The sequence below is a fragment of the Rhodoferax sp. GW821-FHT02C08 genome (assembly GCF_059421805.1).
The window spans coordinates 115048-128844 of sequence record NZ_JBWKVR010000012.1 but is presented as its reverse complement, the minus strand read 5'-3'; the positions used below and the strand labels follow the sequence as shown (position 1 = coordinate 128844).

General features: G+C 62.0%; 15 protein-coding genes. 11 read left to right on the top strand and 4 right to left on the bottom strand.

The genetic code is table 11. From position 1 onward, the window contains the following. Positions 1-66 precede the first annotated feature (66 nt). Together AC07VY_RS16030 and AC07VY_RS16025 are read left to right on the top strand one after the other, a co-directional pair. Positions 67-1404 (top strand): dicarboxylate/amino acid:cation symporter, encoded by a 1338-nt coding sequence (locus AC07VY_RS16030; RefSeq protein ID WP_495098225.1) that lies wholly within the window; start codon positions 67-69, stop codon positions 1402-1404. Between the two features lie 143 nt (positions 1405-1547). Further along, positions 1548-3212 carry an AMP-binding protein gene (locus AC07VY_RS16025; RefSeq protein ID WP_495098226.1) on the top strand — a complete coding sequence of 555 codons (1665 nt, stop codon included), beginning with the start codon at positions 1548-1550 and terminating at the stop codon, positions 3210-3212. An 81-nt stretch (positions 3213-3293) separates the two neighbouring features. Here AC07VY_RS16025 and AC07VY_RS16020 read toward each other — a convergent pair whose 3' ends face one another. The 3 genes from AC07VY_RS16020 to dinB all read right to left on the bottom strand — a co-directional run bounded on the left by AC07VY_RS16020 (position 3294) and on the right by dinB (position 6001). Continuing rightward, positions 3294-3725 carry a group I truncated hemoglobin gene (locus AC07VY_RS16020; RefSeq protein ID WP_495098227.1) on the bottom strand — a complete coding sequence of 144 codons (432 nt, stop codon included), beginning with the start codon at positions 3723-3725 and terminating at the stop codon, positions 3294-3296. Positions 3726-3736: 11 nt separating this feature from the next. Continuing rightward, positions 3737-4669 (bottom strand): DUF3034 family protein, encoded by a 933-nt coding sequence (locus AC07VY_RS16015; RefSeq protein ID WP_495098228.1) that lies wholly within the window; start codon positions 4667-4669, stop codon positions 3737-3739. A gap of 93 nt (positions 4670-4762) precedes the next feature. Then, positions 4763-6001, bottom strand: a complete 1239-nt coding sequence (dinB, locus tag AC07VY_RS16010) for a DNA polymerase IV (protein WP_495098229.1) — start codon at positions 5999-6001, stop codon at positions 4763-4765. A 228-nt stretch (positions 6002-6229) separates the two neighbouring features. On the opposite strand from dinB, the gene AC07VY_RS16005 reads away from it, so the two are divergent. The 5 genes from AC07VY_RS16005 to AC07VY_RS15985 all read left to right on the top strand — a co-directional run bounded on the left by AC07VY_RS16005 (position 6230) and on the right by AC07VY_RS15985 (position 9566). Then, a complete protein-coding gene (locus AC07VY_RS16005; protein ID WP_495098230.1) occupies positions 6230-6871 on the top strand; it encodes a hypothetical protein in 642 nt (213 codons plus the stop codon). Positions 6872-6927: 56 nt separating this feature from the next. Next, positions 6928-7176 carry a hypothetical protein gene (locus AC07VY_RS16000; RefSeq protein WP_495098231.1) on the top strand — a complete coding sequence of 83 codons (249 nt, stop codon included), beginning with the start codon at positions 6928-6930 and terminating at the stop codon, positions 7174-7176. 265 nt (positions 7177-7441) lie between these two features. Continuing rightward, a complete protein-coding gene (locus AC07VY_RS15995; RefSeq protein WP_495098232.1) occupies positions 7442-8014 on the top strand; it encodes an Lcl domain-containing protein in 573 nt (190 codons plus the stop codon). 134 nt (positions 8015-8148) lie between these two features. Next, positions 8149-8604 (top strand): hypothetical protein, encoded by a 456-nt coding sequence (locus tag AC07VY_RS15990; protein ID WP_495098233.1) that lies wholly within the window; start codon positions 8149-8151, stop codon positions 8602-8604. Between the two features lie 8 nt (positions 8605-8612). Continuing rightward, positions 8613-9566, top strand: coding sequence for an alpha/beta hydrolase (locus AC07VY_RS15985; RefSeq protein ID WP_495098234.1), 954 nt, complete (start codon positions 8613-8615; stop codon positions 9564-9566). Here AC07VY_RS15985 and AC07VY_RS15980 read toward each other — a convergent pair. Beyond that, the gene (locus AC07VY_RS15980; protein ID WP_495077135.1) at positions 9549-10457 is read right to left on the bottom strand and encodes a YihY/virulence factor BrkB family protein; all 909 of its coding nucleotides are present in this window, start codon (positions 10455-10457) and stop codon (positions 9549-9551) included. The genes AC07VY_RS15985 and AC07VY_RS15980 overlap by 18 nt on opposite strands. Before the next feature lie 211 nt (positions 10458-10668). Between AC07VY_RS15980 and AC07VY_RS15975 the strand changes: the two genes are divergently transcribed. The 4 genes from AC07VY_RS15975 to AC07VY_RS15960 all read left to right on the top strand — a co-directional run bounded on the left by AC07VY_RS15975 (position 10669) and on the right by AC07VY_RS15960 (position 13776). Further along, positions 10669-11244 (top strand): BON domain-containing protein, encoded by a 576-nt coding sequence (locus tag AC07VY_RS15975; protein WP_495098235.1) that lies wholly within the window; start codon positions 10669-10671, stop codon positions 11242-11244. A gap of 292 nt (positions 11245-11536) precedes the next feature. Beyond that, on the top strand, positions 11537-12448 hold the full coding sequence (locus AC07VY_RS15970) for a transglutaminase-like domain-containing protein (protein ID WP_495077137.1): 912 nt from the start codon (positions 11537-11539) through the stop codon (positions 12446-12448). A gap of 26 nt (positions 12449-12474) precedes the next feature. Next, positions 12475-12846, top strand: coding sequence for a DUF4398 domain-containing protein (locus AC07VY_RS15965; RefSeq protein ID WP_495077138.1), 372 nt, complete (start codon positions 12475-12477; stop codon positions 12844-12846). 18 nt (positions 12847-12864) lie between these two features. Beyond that, entirely contained in the window at positions 12865-13776 is a 912-nt protein-coding gene (locus AC07VY_RS15960) for an OmpA family protein (RefSeq protein ID WP_495098236.1), read from the top strand. Positions 13777-13797 lie beyond the last annotated feature (21 nt).

Genomic DNA, 13797 nt, shown 5'->3' with positions numbered 1-13797 from the left:
AGTTGTTTGCAATATGTGCGGTGATGTGGCCGCGTATTTTTCTCCTACTCCTGAAAAGGCCGCCCTATGCAAGCGAACCCCTCCGTCCCCAAGAAGCCGTTTTACGCTTCCCTGTATGTGCAAGTGCTGTTCGCCGTGGCGATCGGCATTGCCCTCGGGCATTTCCGCCCCGAGCTGGGTGCCGAAATGAAGCCCCTGGGCGATGGCTTCATCAAGCTGATCAAGATGATCATCGCCCCCATCATTTTCTGTACCGTGGTGGTGGGCATTGCCGGCATGGAAGACATGAAGAAGGTCGGCAAGACCGGTGGCCTGGCCCTGCTGTACTTCGAGATCATGAGCACGGTGGCGCTGATCGTGGGGCTGGTCACGGTGAACCTGATACAGCCCGGTAACGGCATGCATGTGGACGCCTCCACGCTGGACACCAAGGGCATCGCCGCCTATACCGGCCCTGGCAAGATGGCCGGCACGGTGGACTTTCTGCTGAACGTCATCCCCACCTCGGTGGTGGACGCGTTCGCCAAGGGCGAGATCCTGCAGGTCCTGCTGTTTGCGGTGCTGTTCGGCTTCTCGCTGCACAAGTTTGGTGGCCGTGGCACCCAGGTGTTTGACTTCATCGAGAAGTTCTCGCATGTGCTGTTTAGCATTGTCGGCGTGATCATGAAGCTGGCCCCCATCGGTGCGTTTGGCGCCATGGCCTTCACCATCGGCAAGTACGGCATCGCCTCGCTGTTCTCGCTGGGCAAGCTGATGGGTACCTTCTACCTGACCTGTCTGATCTTTGTGCTGGTGGTGCTGGGCATCGTCACCCGTTTGCACGGCTTCAGCATCATCAAGTTCATCAAGTACATCAAGGAAGAACTGTTGATCGTGCTGGGCACCTCGTCCAGCGAATCGGTGTTGCCACGCATGATGGAGAAGATGGAAAACCTGGGCGCCAAGAAGTCTGTGGTTGGCCTGGTGATCCCCACCGGTTATTCCTTCAACCTGGACGGCACCTCTATCTACTTGACCATGGCCGCGGTGTTCATCGCCCAGGCCACCGACACCCCGATGGACATCGGCCAGCAGATCACCCTGCTGCTGGTGCTGCTGCTGACCTCCAAGGGTGCGGCCGGCGTGACCGGCAGCGGCTTCATCGTGCTGGCTGCCACCCTGTCTGCCGTGGGCCATGTGCCAGTGGCCGGCTTGGCGCTGATCCTGGGCATTGACCGCTTCATGTCCGAAGCCCGTGCGCTGACCAATCTGGTGGGCAACGGCGTGGCCACCCTGGTGGTCGCCAAATGGACCGGCGACCTCGATATGGACCGCCTGCACGCCGGCTTGAACCAGGAAACCTGGGTCGAGGCGAACGCGCCTGAAGTCCTGCTGGATGAAAAAACCGCCAAGATGGCTGCCTAGTTTTTTCGTCTATAAATGCTATCTTTAGGATAGCTGGAGGCCCTTTCTGAAATTGCGGGAAGGGCCTTTTTCATGGGGCTCTGAAAAGCACGTGGAGGAGGGCGCTATATTTGAGCGACTTGTCCCATCTACGGAGAAACACCATGCAACGCCCCTGGCACGCCCATTACCCGCCCGGCATGCCCACCACCCTCGACACTTCGGCCACTCCAGATGTCGTGGCCATGCTGGAGCAGAGCTTTGCCCAGCACGTTGATAGCGAAGCCTATGTGTCTATGGGCCATGCCCTGCGGTATGGCGATGTCGACGCCCTATCCCTGGCGCTGGCCGCCTGGCTGCAGGCCCAGGGACTGCAGCCGGGGGACCGCGTGGCCACCATGCTGCCGAATCTGCTGAGCTTCCCGGTGGCCATGGCGGCCGTGCTGCGCGCTGGCTGCATCACCGTCAACGTGAACCCGCTGTACACCCCGCGCGAGCTGCTGCACCAGCTGCAGGACTCGGGCGCCAAGGCCATCATCGTGCTGGAGCCGTTTCTGCCCACGCTGGACGCCATCCTGGCTCTGACCGATGTTCGGACCGTGCTGGTGGTAGGCGGTGCGGACCTGCTGGGCTTGCCCGCCGGCCAGGCTTTGCCAGCCTTGCTGGCAGCACCTGCCGCAGCCCCGCGTGACGATGGTCGCACCCGCCTGGCCGACGCGATATGCCAGGGCCATGGCCTGCCGTTCCAGCGGCCGCAGATCCAGCCCAGCGACCCGGCGGTGCTGCAGTACACCGGCGGCACCACGGGCGTGAGCAAGGGCGCCACCCTGTTGCACAGCACCTTGGCCGCCAGCTTGCTGGCCTGCGAGGCCTGGATGCGCCCGGGCCTGGCGCGCCGTGTGCGCACAACGCAGTTCACCATTGTCTGCGCGCTGCCGCTGTACCACGTGTTTTCGTTTGTGGTGTGTAGTCTGCTGGGCATGCGGGCCGGCGGGCGCAACATCCTGATCGCCAACCCGCGTGACCAGTCCGCCATGCTGCAACAGCTCAAGCCCTACAAGCTGCACATGTTCCCCGCAGTCAACACCCTATACAACGCGCTGCTGCAGCACCCCGATTTCAGCCAACTGGACTTCAGCGAGCTGTGCATTTCCAATGGTGGCGGCAGCGCGGTGCAGGCCGCCGTGGCCAGCCAGTGGCTGGCGGCCACCGGCTGCCCCATCACCGAGGGCTATGGCTTGTCGGAAACCGCCTCCGCCGTCACGTCCAACCACACCGATTTGCAGGCTTTCACCGGCCACATCGGCCTGCCTCTGCCGGGCGTGGACCTGCGCATCGTGGACGATGCCGGCCGGGAAGTGGCCCCCGGCGTGGCCGGCGAGATCGCCATCAAGGGCGCGCAGCTGATGGCCGGCTACTGGCAGCGCCCCGAGGACACCGCCGCCGCCATGACGGCCGATGGCTACTTCCTCTCGGGCGACGTGGGCGTGATGGACGCGCAGGGCCATGTGCGCATCGTGGACCGCAAGAAGGACATGATCCTGGTCAACGGTTTTAACGTCTACCCGAACGAGATCGAAGCCGTGGCCGCCTTCCACCCCCTGGTGCTGGAATGCGCGGCCGTGGGCGTGCCCGATGCGGCGACGGGCGAGGCGGTGAAGCTGTTTGTGGTGAAAAAAGACGCCAGCCTCAGCGAGGCCACGCTGCTGGACTTCTGCGCCCAGCAGCTCACCGGCTACAAGCGCCCGCGCAGCGTGGAGTTCCGCGACGCCCTGCCCAAGTCCACCGTGGGCAAGATGCTGCGGCGCGAGCTGCGTACAACGCCTTAACTGGACTGCTATTAAATAAAGAGCTGCCAGCGCAGGTGCTATCTGCGCTGGCAGCTCTTTTTGTTTAAAGCGCGTGGGGGCTCAGTGCACTGTGATGATTTCACGGTGCATGGGCGCCAGCTTGGCCAGCAACTGGTTTTGCGCGGTGAACGGAATGCCGCGCGCGTCCATGGCGCGCTGCAGTATTTCCACCAGCAGATTGAACTGGGCCTTGTCTATGCCCAGCTTCTCGTGCGACTTCTTCATCTCCTCGCCCTCGTACTTGCACGGGCCGCCGCTGATTTCGCAGACCTGGTCGGTCAGCTGTTCCTTCAGGTAGGCGGGTTTGATGTCGTCGAACATCCTGCCAATGCGCGGGTCGGCCTTGAGCCGGTTCACAAAGTCGTCCATCAGGAGGGTGATGCCGGACTTTTCACCCAGCGACTGGTACAGCGCGGCGGTGCTGGTTTGGGCCTGGGCGCAACAGGCAATGCACAGCGCAGCGGCGGCGGTCCATAGGCGGATGGCGGGCATGGTGTGGCTCCTCAGAATGCGATTTGGGCCGACAGATAGGCCCCGGTCTGTTTGCGGTCGGACGTGACGCCCGGCACGATGCGGCCCAGGTCTACATAGGCCAGGGTCAGCGACAGGTTCTTGCTGGGCGCCCAGGCGATGAACACATCGGCCCAGTTGTCCTCGCGCAGCGCCGAGCCCAGGCCGGCGGCCGCGCCCAGCGCTTCCAGGTTGTTCGGTTTGAAGCGGTACTCGGCACCCAGGGTCAGGTTTTTGCTCAACAGATAGGCCACCGACACTTCAGGCTGCAGGCTGCGCTGGTTCTTGCCTGGCGCGGCCGAGCCAAAGCCCAGCAGGCCGTTCTGGTTGGCATTGGTGCTGCGCAGTGTGGTGTTGACCAACAGGCCTTGTGCGAGGAAGAGTTTGGTGGCGCTGACATACAGGTCGGTGCCGCTGCGTTGGGTGCCCAGAAAGTCCAGCACCGAGCCCAGCGAGCCGGGGTGCACGGTCTTGTGCTCCAGGCCCACGGCGATCTGCGGCATCCAGCTGTCGCTGTCCAGCACCGCGTCGCCCGCCACGCGGACCTTGGCGCCCAGAATGTCCATCTTGATGTGCTGGCCCGGCGTGACGCCAAAGGCGGCAATACTGTTCAGCGCCAACGCTGGCGATGCGTCAAAGTCCTGCTGCGCGATCGACAGCTCCACCCGGTCATGGATGCCGACGGCCGCACTGGCGACGGTCAGGCCATAGTCCTGGGTGTGCAGGCGGGTGATGGCCGCGCTGGCGCCGATTTCGCGCTCGGTCGCATTGCTGCCAATCACGGCCCAAGGCCCCAAGCCACCGCCGGCTGTACCGTCGATGCTGCTGACGCCGCCGGTCAGTAGCAGCTTGCCGGTATCGGCCAGCGCCCACGGGCTGCACAGAGCTAGTGCAGCCAGGACCAGCGTGGGGTATTTTTGTCTCATAAAAGCTTCCGAAGCTGCAGGCGACACAGAATAACGTAAAGCTACATTCGGATACAGAAGCCATAACGGAAGGCCCGGTGCTTCGGCCCACGCCTAAAACAGCCAGCCCGTCTGTGCTTCCAAATGGATAGCTGCTCGTGCAGGTACTACCTGCGCTGGAGGCATATTTTTATCTGAACTATCCGCGGCGGCATCGCGCTTGCTCAGCGACCCCACCCGCACGCCCAGCAGCCGCAGCCGCTTGTCCAGCGGCGCACGTTTCAGGCACTGGCCTGCGGCCTGGCGTATGCGCGCGGCGTCGTCCGTGGGCAGGCTCAGCGTGTGGTCGCGCGTGGCGATCTTGAAGTCGTCATAGCGCAGCTTGATGCCGATCGTCTTGCCCACATAGCCCTTGCGCTGCAGGTCAGCGGCCACCTGTTCGCACAGCCGGGTGAACACCGCGCCCAGCTCGGCCCGGTCTTTGACGGCGTGCAGGTCACGGTCAAAGGTGGTTTCGCGGCTCATGGACACGGGTTCGCTCTCGGTCACCACCGGACGCGTATCGCGACCATGGGCGGCCTCATGCATCCAGGCACCATAGGCCTTGCCGAAATGGCCCACCAGCCACTGCGGTTCGGCCGCGGCCAGCTCGCCAATCGTCTGTATGCCCAGGCCCGCCAGCTTCTCGCCGGCCTTGGGGCCTATGCCGTTGATCTTGCGGCAACTCAGCGGCCAGATCAGGGTCTGCACATCGCTTTCATGGACCACGGAGATGCCGTTGGGCTTGTTGAATTCGCTGGCCATCTTGGCGATCAGCTTGTTGGGCGCCACGCCTACCGAGCAGGTCAGGCCGGTGGCGTCTTGTATGGCCTTCTGGATCAGCCGGGCCAGCACCCGCCCGCCCTCGCGCTGGCCGCCAGGCACCTCGGTGAAGTCCAGGTAGATCTCGTCCACCCCGCGGTCTTCCATCACCGGCACGATGCTGGTGGCAATTGATTTGAACTGGCGCGAATAGCGGCGGATTTCCTCAAAGTCCACCGGCAGCAAGATCGCCTGTGGACACAGCTTGGCTGCCTTCATCAGCCCCATGGCCGAGCCCACGCCAAACTGCCGCGCCGCGTAGGTGGCGGTGGTGATCACGCCGCGCCCCACATAGTCCTTTAGTAGCGGAAACGCCGCCACCGGAATGTCTGCCAAGGCGCCGCCATGCGCCAGCCGCAAAGCCTCGTCCTCCTTGCGCCGCCCGCCGCCAATCACCACCGGCAAGCCCTTGAGCTGCGGGTAGCGCAGCAGCTCCACGGAGGCGTAGAACGCGTCCATGTCGAGGTGGGCGATGCGGCGAGGGCTGTGCATTTAAACAGTATAAAGATGTTGTGGATTGTTCCTGTGGTGCTTGCAACCCATCAAGGGAAGTCACCTGGTATTTGTGGGTGTTGGTTTGCGGCTGCTAGGGCCCATGTCACATGGCCTGGCGTGGGCCGGGCTTGTTGGGTTCACGCGGCACATACCGAAGATGGCTGCGATGCGTAGCACCGGGACATAATTTGGATATGTTGGCTGGGAGGGATCAGAGAGCCCCTAATGCATCCCTTGATCCAACGCCGTTTCCGAGCGTGGAGTCAGTCCAACAAGGCGAAAGCGCCATGCATAAAAATCACCTTTTTCTTGCATCGCTGCTGGGCTGATAAGCGCTATTTTTTAGGCTTCATTAATCTATTCGTTACCACCTCTACTGGGAGCATCTTCTTGAGCATTCAAAATAACGTTGGCATAGTGGTCGCATCTGTTGCCATTCTTGTTTCTGGTTGTGCCAGCACGACCCCAACAACTACAAACACAAACGCAGGTACTGGCGTTGGCGCGCAGCCAACTCCTTTAGTGGCTGAAGTGCCAGCGCTGCAGGTCACAATTGACTGCGGTACTTGTGCGGTTAAGCCCACCATTCCGAGTCTCATTGTTGAGGGCTACAACGAGGCTGCGAGCAAGGCAGGGCGCAAAGTTTCTAAGGTGAATTACGCCAACCTCACCATCAAAGAGTACGCAGCCCGGGGAGATGCAGCCAGATTCCTGGCCGGCGCTTTTGCAGGCAAAGATGAGATCAAGGCAGTCATTGCCTATCAAGGCAAAAACTACGCCGTTGAAGACTACTATCGAAATGCATGGCTTGGTATTGATACGCTGGCAAAGAAGATCGGTGAGATGAGTTACGCGGAGCTGAAGTAGGCGTACGTGAGATCTTGCATAACACCACTACGTTGAGGCATTGAAAGGAATTTGCATTGCGCAAAATCTCGGTGGTCGTTGGAGGGCTCGCCGCCGCAGTGCTCGGTTGGGCAATGTGGTTGCTGCTCGCATCACTGCACTTCTACTTCAGCGCTGAATACGCACCAAACTCCGCGGCAATGCCAAGCTACACCGCGGGCGGCGTGGAAGCGGATGGCTCGGGTATCCTGCTGCCCGCCATACTGCTAGGCGCCGTCGGGGTGTTTCTGATGAAATTCGCAATCAATTTGTGGCGTAAGCCTTAAGCCCTTGAACTGGTTCTTAGGGTGAACAGTCTTTTTCGTGCATGGGGGTATAGGGATGTGGCAATTGGTTTATTGAACAAAACCTGACTTAGCGCAAAGAAAACATGGGTAAGAGGCTACGAAAATAAGAGCAAATTGGGTGCGGAAAATTCTGTGCAAAAAATGCCCGCGCTATAGTGCCCATCGCTGGGATGCGGGGTTTCCAGAAACTTTGTTGCTCTGCGTGTGCAGGATTTTGTGAAGCAGCTCCAACCAGACAATGCGTATGCACTATTACTCCCACATCGCTGCCTCGTTGCTGTGCTTCGTCGCCATGCAGTCCGCCCAGGCAGCCAGCCCGGAGGAATCGCCCAGCCTGGTGGTGTCCAAGGACGGCAGCTTTGTGTTTGACATGCAAAGCAGGCTGGCGTGGGCGCGCTGTGTGGAGGGTATGCAGTGGAGCGGTCAAACCTGTGTGGGCGATCCCAAGCTCGTCAGCTATGCCGAAGCGCGCGTGCTGGCGAGCGCGCGTGCCAAGGCGGACGACGCATGTTGGCGTGTACCGGGTGTCAAGGAGCTGCAGCACTTGATCGGCAAAGGCGAGGCTGCGGCACAGGGGGCCAAGGCCTTGTTTCCCTCGGCGCCGCCGGAGTGGTACTGGACGGCCTCGGCCAGCATCGATAGCAGGTCGGTCAACCCCTACGACTACAAGAACATCCAGAAGGGCGTGACGGAGCAGAACGCCAACCGCCTGGCGTTCTTGCATGGCTGGGTGGTGAATGTGCAAACCGGGGTGGTGCGCGGCGACGTGGCGCGTAGCACGAAGCTGCCCGTCCGCTTGGTGTGCACGGTGAAGTGACTCCTGTGGTTGGGCTTTCATGGCACACTGTTCGGTCGATTGCTGCATCGTTAACAGGCGCAACTGCCGTGGGGTGGATGCGTTTCGTTAGGCAAGCTGCAGCGGAATCCTGACACCCCTTCTGGGAGCGTTGTATGAACCACGCCCTTGATCAACTCGCAAAAGAAGTCGCTCTGCATGAGCCTGCCAACGAGCATTTGCGGCTTGCGTTTGGGTATGCCTGCGCGATGCGGATCAAGCACCTACTCGAAGAGCCAGATGTGGAGAAATGCCTGCGCAGGCTCGGTGCCTATTTGTCCGGGTCTGTCGATCGCGACGGTTTGTGTGAGCTTGTCGTCGAAGCCGCGCGTTTGGCAAACCACCATCAAGGCTCCAAGTCAATCGACGGTTGTGGCCATGCCGCAGTCTCTGCCACCTACGCTGTAGCCAAGGCAATCGAAGGTAAGGCATTGGAGGCAGCCAGCTATGCTGCGTACGCCGCGGTTTACGCCCAGGGCGGCTATGCGGCAGTGGCCGAACGAGAGTCCTTTGAACCCGAGTTCCAGTGGCAACTTGGCATGCTTGCTGCATTGGTGAGCCAAACCGTATGAGGCCGTTTATGAACCCACCATCTTTGCTTTGGCCGGTACTGCGAACCGGTGTTTGTCTGCTGGCATTTTGCGCCGCCGCCCAGGCCGGCCCGCTGCGCGACCGCCTGCTGGAGCGGCGCGCGGTGCAGCAGGAGCAGGGCCTCGAGGACGATGGCCCAGTGGGCACGGTGACGCTGCCTGCCGGCGCCCGCGTGCTGCGCGATGTGGCCTATGGCCCGGACGCACTGCAGCGCATGGATGTCTACCTGCCGGCCCAGCCGATGGGGGCACCGGTGCTGTTCATGGTGCACGGTGGGGCCTGGCGGGTGGGGGACAAAGGTGCGGCGACGGTGGTGCAGAACAAGCTGGCGCGTTGGGTGGGCCAGGGCTTTATCTTCGTGTCGGTGAACTACCGCATGCTGCCGCAGGCCGATGTGCGGGTGCAGGCCCAGGACGTGGCGCACGCCCTGGCCGTGGCCCAGCAGCAGGCGGTGGGCTGGGGTGGCGACGCTGGCAAGTTCATCTTGCTCGGGCATTCGGCCGGGGCGCATTTGGTGGCTTTGCTGGACGCCGCGCCGACCCTGGCGCCGGGCGTGCGCTCCTGGCTGGGCACGGTGGCGTTGGACAGTGCGGCACTGGACGTGGTGCAGATCATGCAGGCGTGGCATATGCGCCTGTACGACACGGCTTTTGGCAGCGACCCTGTGTTTTGGCGCCAGGTGTCGCCAGCAGATGTGCTGCAGGCGTCCGCGGCCCCGCTGCTGGCCGTATGTTCCACCCGGCGCAGCGACTCATGCGTGCAGGCGCAGCAGTTTGTGAGCAGGGCCACCGCGCTGGGTGTACGCGCCAGTGTGCTGGGCCAAGATCTGTCACACCGTGATATCAACCAGCAATTGGGGTTGGAGAGTGGCTATACCCGCGCGGTGGAGTCCTTCATGGGCGGGCTGGACGTAGGTGTGCAGCGCCTATTGGCTGCGCGTTGATGCAATGGCCGTGGCTGCTCGCGAGCCGAAGGTATTGGCATAGCCCCAGGTGAATTCGGCGCCCAGCAGAAAGATCTGCGCCGAGTAGTACACCCACAGCAAGATCACCACCAGCGAGCCCGCCGCACCGTAGGCCGATGTCACACCGCTGCGGCCCACATACAGGCCGATCAGCGACTTGCCCACGGTGAACAGCAGGGCTGTGAAGATGGCGCCAATCCATACGTCCTTCCATTCCACGCGTGCGTTGGGCATGAGCTTGTAGATCAGGGCGAACATGGCGGCTACCAGGGCAAAGCCACCCACCGCATTGGCCACGGCGGCCACCAAGAACCAGCCGCCGAATACCGGCTCCAGCCAGCGCTCGGTGGCGGTCAGCCCGGCGCTGACTACCAGGGACACCATCAGCAAGAAGCCAATGGCCAGGATCATGCCGAAGGACAGCAGGCGCGCCCGCACCAGCGCGATCCAGCCGCGCGTGGTGCCCTGCGCAGGCACGCGCCAGATGCGGTTCAGCGCGTTTTGCAGTTCGCCGAATACCGAGGTGGCGCCGATGAACAGCAGGGCCAGGCCCAGCAGTGTGGCCAGCGTGCCCTCTGTTGGTTTGTGCACGCTGACCAGCAGGCTCTGCACGGCGGCAGCACCTTGGTCGCCCATGAAGGACTGCAGCTGCGCCGCGATCTCGCCGCGCGCAGCGGTCTCGCCAAACACCAGACCGGCCACCGAGATGGCGATCAGCAACATGGGCGCCAGTGAAAACAGCGTGTAGTAGGCCAGGGCCGCACCCATGCTGGACGCGTAGTCATTCACCCAGGATTGCGCCACCTGGGTGATCAGTTTCCAGCTGCTGCGGGCCGTCAAGGGAGTGGTGGCAGGGGGAGCGGTATTCATCTGGCTGCATCGTCGCGTAAATGGTCGCCATAGCCTACCAGTCACGGGCGCTCGGCGCTGTCAGACGTTGCCTACAGAGCAGCGTGTGTAGGAGTCGGCTTACAGGCAGGCCGCCCCTGGACTGATAGAAGTTTGCCAGCTGCCGGCCAACAATCATTGCATAGCTCGCCGTGACCAGAACGGCATTTATCCGAGATCAGAAAGAGACCTTATGCAGACCCAGTTAGAACGTTACGCCTCCAAAGTCTTGTTGACCACAGCCATCTCCATGTCCCTCATGGCCTGCAGCAAACCGGTAGACACGGCTGCCAGTACGCCCAGCACCACCGTGGGCACCGAGATCGACGACACCGTGGTCACAGCCAGCGTGCGTTCTGCCTTGCTGGCCGACCCCGAAGTGAAGAGCCTGGACGTCAAAGTGGAAACCCGCAAGGGCGAGGTGCAGCTCAGTGGCTTTGTGGACAACCTGGCCCAAGTCGAACGCATCAGCGCCATCGTCAAGGGGGTTCAGGGCGTCAAGACCATAGACAACAAAATGACGATGAAGGCCAGCGACACCACGGTGGGCAACAAGGTGGACGACGCCATCGTCACCACCCGCGTGAAGGCCGCGTTGCTGGCCGACGAAAGCGTGAAGAGTTTCGACATCGCTGTGGTGACCCGTAAGGGCGAGGTCCAGCTCAGCGGCTTTGTGGACAACCAGGGCCAGATCGACCGCGCATTGCAGGTGGCTCGCGCCGTGGAGGATGTGCACAGCGTCAACAACCAGATGACCCTGAAGAAGTAGCGCCTTCGCGCGCGCGGATAGGACCATCTGACCGCGCCGCGTTACCCGCCACCCCCTGGTACAGCCAGCGGGTGGTTTTTTTGCGTTTGGAACCTGTTCAAGGTCTTTGGTCACACCCTGCATTGCATATATGCCAAGCCCGGGATGCTATAGAAAATGAAGCGAAAAAGCTAAACCCTGTAGGCGCTTGGCCATGGTCGCTTGCTGTGCTTGTCCTACCGTAGGCCGCGTTGGTGTCCGCTTCTGGGCCTGGGGGCTTCTGCCTAGACTGGCCGCATACCAACGCACCACCATGACCACCACCCAGATTCCTTCCAAGCCTCCTGCCGTACGGCTCCAGTTTTCGATCAGCTTGGACTACGCCATCACGGCGCCTGCGTGCGATTTCATCTTCAATATCCATGCGGCCCAGACCTCGCACCAGACGGTAGTGGCGGAGGTACTGAAGATCAGCCAGCCCGTACCCCATAAGCTGTATACCGACCCCGTGACGCAAAACCGCTATCTGCGGCTGACCGCCACCACCGGTGCGCTGAACGTGCACTACGAGGCGACGGTGGAGCTGGCCCATTTCACCGCGCTGCCAGAGAACATCCCTGAGGTCGGTGTGGCCGATATTCCGGGCGAGGTGTTGCAGTACCTATACCCCAGCCGCTACTGTCCATCCGACCGCCTGCACCGCCTGGCCATCAATGAATTTGGCGAGTTACCGCCTGGCTACAGCCGGGTTGAGGCCATCCACAATTGGGTAACCAGCCGTATCAACTTCCGTTCCAACTCGTCCGATGGCAACACCACGGCTATCGACACCCTGGTGGACCGGGTTGGCGTGTGCCGCGACTTCGCGCATCTGATGGTCGCGCTGTGCCGCGCCGTCAGCATTCCGGCGCGCTTCACCACCGGCATCGACTACGGTGCCGACCCTACCCTGGGCCCGACCGATTTCCACGCCTATGTGGAGGTCTTTCTGGGTGACCGTTGGTACATCTTTGACGCCTCTGGCGTAGCCGTTCCCATGGGCTTTGTGCGCCTGGGTATAGGACGCGACGCCGCCGATTCGGCCTTTGCCACCATGTTTGGCGCGGTCACCGGCAGCGCCCCCGTGGTGCATATCGAGGCCATTCCCAATGCGCTAGGCAAGCTGGTTTTGCCAAGGCACGTAACGCATGGTCTGTCTACCGACGGCCAGGCGCAGGCTTTCTGAATTCCCTTTTTCCACTGGAGATATCTATGACAAAAATGAACTGGCCCTTGGCCGCGAGTGCTGTTGCCCTGGCACTGCTGTTTGGTTGCAGCAGCATGAAAACCCCGGCCACCGCCGATGTCGCGGTATCCAAAGCCGCGGTAGACAACGCAGCCGGTGCCGGCGGGGCAGAGTTCGCTCCGCTGGAGATGGCCTCGGCCCGCGAAAAAATGACCGCCGCCCAAAAGGCCATGGACAACAAGGACTACAAGCTGGCCGCGGTGCTGGCGAACCAGGCCCAGGCCGATGCCAAGCTGGCCCAGGGTAAAGCCAACTCAGCCAAGTCGCAGGCGGCCGCTGATGCGATGCAAGACAGCGTGCGCGTTCTGCGTGAAGAACTCGACCGCGCCAGCAAGTAAACCCCAAGAAAGAACACCATGAAAAAACTCTACGCCACCCCCGTCGCCCTGGCCCTTGCTGTATTGCTCGGCGCCTGCAGTTCCCTGCCCACCAGCACCAGCCTACTGGAGCAAACCCGTAGCGACTACCAGTCGGCCCAGGCCAATTCCGATGTCAACCGCTATGCCCCGCTGGAACTGAAGCAGGCCGGCGATGCGCTGGCCCAGGCCAATGCCTCGGCCGACCACAAGGACAAGCCGGAAAAGGTGGATCAGCTGGCCTACCTGGCCAAGCAGAAGATCGCGCTGGCACGTGAAGCCGCTGTCCAGAAGGCGGCCGAAACCGATGTCGTGAAGGCTGGCAAGGAAAGCGACGCACTGCGCCTGCAGCAACGCTCGAACGAAGCCGACCAGGCCAAGGCCAATGCGCTTGCAGCCCAGCAAAATGCCCTGGTCGCCCAAGGCGATGCTGCCGATGCCCAGCGCAAGACCGAAGAAGCCCGCCGCATCGCCACCGAAGCCCAGACCCGCAACGCCCAGCTCGAAGCCCAACTGGCCGACCTGGCCGCCAAGAAAACCGAGCGCGGCATGGTCATCACCCTGGGCGACGTGCTGTTTGGCACCGACCAGGCAAGGCTGACGCCGGACGGCATGCGCACCGCGCAAAAGCTGGCCGATGTGTTGCAGCAGAACCCGCAGCGCAAGGTGCTGGTCGAGGGCTTTACCGACAGCACCGGTGGATCGGCGCATAACCAGGAGTTGTCGGAACGCCGGGCCAATGCGGTACGTGGCGCCTTGCAAGGTATGGGGGTGGCCAATGAGCGTGTGGCCATCCGTGGCTATGGCGAAGCCTATCCGGTGGCGGCCAATGACACGGCGCAGAACCGCCAGATGAACCGCCGCGTGGAAATCGTGCTGTCGGACGACAGTGGCAAGACCCAGCAGCGCTAAAAAATTCTAAGCTTTTTAGGC

Excerpts from the sequence above, each read along its gene's own strand:
- AC07VY_RS16030 (WP_495098225.1), top strand. The coding sequence starts at position 67 with ATGCAAGCGAACCCCTCCGTCCCCAAGAAGCCGTTTTACGCTTCCCTG.
- AC07VY_RS16025 (WP_495098226.1), top strand. The coding sequence starts at position 1,548 with ATGCAACGCCCCTGGCACGCCCATTACCCGCCCGGCATGCCCACCACC.
- AC07VY_RS16020 (WP_495098227.1), bottom strand. The coding sequence starts at position 3,725 with ATGCCCGCCATCCGCCTATGGACCGCCGCCGCTGCGCTGTGCATTGCC.
- AC07VY_RS16015 (WP_495098228.1), bottom strand. The coding sequence starts at position 4,669 with ATGAGACAAAAATACCCCACGCTGGTCCTGGCTGCACTAGCTCTGTGC.
- dinB (WP_495098229.1), bottom strand. The coding sequence starts at position 6,001 with ATGCACAGCCCTCGCCGCATCGCCCACCTCGACATGGACGCGTTCTAC.
- AC07VY_RS16005 (WP_495098230.1), top strand. The coding sequence starts at position 6,230 with ATGCATCCCTTGATCCAACGCCGTTTCCGAGCGTGGAGTCAGTCCAAC.
- AC07VY_RS15995 (WP_495098232.1), top strand. The coding sequence starts at position 7,442 with ATGCACTATTACTCCCACATCGCTGCCTCGTTGCTGTGCTTCGTCGCC.
- AC07VY_RS15990 (WP_495098233.1), top strand. The coding sequence starts at position 8,149 with ATGAACCACGCCCTTGATCAACTCGCAAAAGAAGTCGCTCTGCATGAG.
- AC07VY_RS15985 (WP_495098234.1), top strand. The coding sequence starts at position 8,613 with ATGAACCCACCATCTTTGCTTTGGCCGGTACTGCGAACCGGTGTTTGT.
- AC07VY_RS15980 (WP_495077135.1), bottom strand. The coding sequence starts at position 10,457 with ATGAATACCGCTCCCCCTGCCACCACTCCCTTGACGGCCCGCAGCAGC.
- AC07VY_RS15975 (WP_495098235.1), top strand. The coding sequence starts at position 10,669 with ATGCAGACCCAGTTAGAACGTTACGCCTCCAAAGTCTTGTTGACCACA.
- AC07VY_RS15970 (WP_495077137.1), top strand. The coding sequence starts at position 11,537 with ATGACCACCACCCAGATTCCTTCCAAGCCTCCTGCCGTACGGCTCCAG.
- AC07VY_RS15965 (WP_495077138.1), top strand. The coding sequence starts at position 12,475 with ATGACAAAAATGAACTGGCCCTTGGCCGCGAGTGCTGTTGCCCTGGCA.
- AC07VY_RS15960 (WP_495098236.1), top strand. The coding sequence starts at position 12,865 with ATGAAAAAACTCTACGCCACCCCCGTCGCCCTGGCCCTTGCTGTATTG.